2 protein-coding genes are annotated in these 2,830 nt (G+C 68.6%); both read left to right on the forward strand.

Going from position 1 to position 2,830, the window contains the following annotated elements; all coding sequences use genetic code 11:
• Window positions 1–38 precede the first annotated feature (38 nt).
• Window positions 39–1,400 carry an LLM class flavin-dependent oxidoreductase gene (locus FNH08_RS48280; RefSeq protein ID WP_152778242.1) on the forward strand — a complete coding sequence of 454 codons (1,362 nt, stop codon included), beginning with the start codon at window positions 39–41 and terminating at the stop codon, window positions 1,398–1,400.
• Between the two features lie 318 nt (window positions 1,401–1,718).
• Entirely contained in the window at window positions 1,719–2,810 is a 1,092-nt protein-coding gene (locus FNH08_RS48285; RefSeq protein ID WP_152778243.1) for a sugar ABC transporter substrate-binding protein, read from the forward strand.
• Window positions 2,811–2,830: the final 20 nt, after the last annotated feature.

A 2,830-nucleotide genomic window follows, 5' to 3' on the forward strand; every position in this document is an offset into this window, starting at 1 on the left:
CCCCGCTCCTGATCCTGATCCTGATCCGAGGAAGCCCCATGCCCGCATCCAGACCCCGTCAGCTGCATCTCAACGCCTTCCTGATGAACGCCGGCCACCACGACGCCGCCTGGCGGCACCCGCGCACCCAGCCCGAACGCGTCACCGACGTGCGCTACTTCCAGGAGCTCGCGCTGACCGCCGAGCGCGGCCTGCTCGACTCGGTCTTCCTCGCCGACGGCCTCGCCCTGTGGGGTGCGGTCCGGCACAACGCGCTCGGCGGCTTCGAACCGCTCACCCTGCTGTCGGCCCTGGCGGCGGTCACCGAGCACGTCGGGCTGATCGCCACCGTCTCGACCACCTTCAACGAACCCTTCCCCACCGCCCGCAAGTTCGCCTCCCTCGACCACATCAGCGGCGGCCGGGCGGGCTGGAACATCGTCACCTCCGGCACCGTGAACGAGGCCCGCAACTTCGGGCAGGAGCAGCACCTGGACCACGGCCTGCGCTACGAGCGGGCCGGGGAGTTCGTGGAGGTCGCCACCAAGCTGTGGGACAGCTGGGAGGACGACGCGATCCTGCTCGACCGTGAGGCGGGCGTCTACGCCGACACCGGCAAGGTGCGGGAGATCGACCACCGCGGGGAGCACTTCGGGGTGCGGGGCCCACTGAACGTACCGCGCAGCCCCCAGGGATACCCGCTGCTGGTGCAGGCCGGTTCGTCCGAGGACGGCAAGGAGTTCGCCGCCCGGTACGCCGAGGCCGTCTTCACCGCCCAGCAGACCCTCGCCGACGGCCAGGCCTTCTACAAGGACCTCAAGTCCCGGCTGGCCCGCCACGGCCGCACCGAGGACCAGCTGCTGGTGCTCCCCGGCATCGCCCCCGTCATCGGGTCGACCGAGGCCGAGGCCCACGCACTGGAACAGGAGTTGACGGACCTTCAGGTTCCCGCGTACGGACTCGCCCAGCTGTCCGGGATGCTCGGCACCGACCTGACCGGGCTGCCGCTGGACGGACCGCTGCCCGAACTGCCCGAGGAGCGCGACATCAACGGCAACAAGAGCCGCTTCACGCTCGTCGCCGAACTCGCCCGCCGTGACGGTCTCACCCTGCGTGAGCTCATCGCGCGTCTCGGCGCCGGACGCGGCCACCGTGTCTTCGCGGGCACCCCGGAGCAGATCGCCGACGAGATCGAGGAGTGGTTCACCGAGGGCGCCGCCGACGGCTTCAACATCATGCCGCCGCATCTGCCGGGCGGCCTGGAGGACTTCGTCGACCACGTGGTGCCGGTCCTGCAGCGGCGGGGCCTGTTCCGTACCGAGTACACCGGCCGCACCCTGCGCGAGCACTACGGTCTGGCCCGCCCCGCCAACCGGCTGGCCGCGGCCCCCGCGGTCACGGAGGAGACACAGCCGGCCTGACCTGCGCGCGTTCGCCCCTTGCTCCCGGCGGGCCGGGAGCAAGGGGCGAACAGCTGCGAAACTCTTCTGGACACTTCACGTGAGGCCGTCCCAGCTGGGGAGATTCCGTTCGAAGGGGTGGAAAGGCCTTGTACGCGAGCCGCTCCGGTCCTCTCGGGCGAGCTGTCGGCACCCCGCTAACCAGCGCTGCTTGACGCTTCATATCCTGGCCGCGTTGGCTGTGCAGTCACCTGGTTGCCATGCTGCTCTCGAACCCCCCGGAAGGCACCTGATGTGAACGCTCATACCACCCGTAGGAACACTGTGCGTCGTTTCACCATGGCCCTGGCCGCGTCGAACGCGGCCCTTCTGCTCGCCGCGTGCGGCGTCATCGAGGGGGTCGGCGGGAGCAGTGACGCCGCCACCCCCAAGAAGGGCAACGACATCACAGTGGGTCTCCTCCTGCCCGACAAGGACACGACTCGCTTCGAGAAGTTCGACTACCCCCTCATCAAGCAGCGCGTCGCTGACCTCACCGAGAACAAGGGCAAGGTCCTCTACCGCAACGCCGAGGCGAAGATGGCCAAGCAGAGCCGGCAGTTCGCGGAGATGATCGACGCCAAGGTCGACGTCATCCTCGTGGACGCGCTGGACGCCAAGGCCGTGGCCCCGGACATCCAGAAGGCCAAGGACGCGGGCATCCCTGTCATCGCGTACGACCGGCTCGCCCAGGGCCCGATCGACGCGTACATCTCCCACGACAACGAACTCGTAGGCCAGGTACAGGGCCGTGCCATCGTGCAGGCCCTCGGCGACAAGGCCGCGACCAGCAAGGTCGTCATGATCAACGGCTCGGTCGCCGACCCGAACACGGCGCTGGTCAAGGAGGGCGCGCTCAGCGAACTGCAGGACAGCGTGGTCATCGCCAAGTCCTCCTACACCAAGGACTGGTCGCCCACGATCGCGAAGGCGACCACGGAGAAGGCGATCAAGTCCATCGGGCTGAACAACATCGCCGCCGTCTACACCGCGAGCGACGGCCTGGCGGGCGCCGCCATCGACGCGCTGAAGGAGGCCGGCGTCAGCAAGGTCCCGCCGGTGACCGGGCAGGACGCGAATCTGGACGCCGTGCAGCGGGTCGTCTCGGGCGAGCAGTACATGACCGTGTACAAGTCGTTCCTGCTGGAGGCCAACAACGCCGCGGAGATGGCCGTGGCCAAGGTGCAGGGCCGCTCGATCGAGTTCGACGCGCTGACCCGCGACAAGGTCGACAGCCCGACGCAGGACAACATCCCGTCGATGCTGGTTCCGGTGGTCGCCCTCACGCAGGACAACATCAAGGAGACGGTGCTCCGGGACGACGTCTACACCGTCAAGGACATCTGCACCCCGGAGCTCAAGGCCGACTGCGAGCGGATCGGTCTGGAGTAGCGGGCGGGACGCTGTCTCTT

This window comes from Streptomyces spongiae (genome assembly GCF_009377185.1).
GTDB lineage: Bacteria > Actinomycetota > Actinomycetes > Streptomycetales > Streptomycetaceae > Streptomyces > Streptomyces spongiae.

Excerpts from the sequence above, each read along its gene's own strand:
- FNH08_RS48280 (WP_152778242.1), top strand. The coding sequence starts at position 39 with ATGCCCGCATCCAGACCCCGTCAGCTGCATCTCAACGCCTTCCTGATG.
- FNH08_RS48285 (WP_152778243.1), top strand. The coding sequence starts at position 1,719 with ATGGCCCTGGCCGCGTCGAACGCGGCCCTTCTGCTCGCCGCGTGCGGC.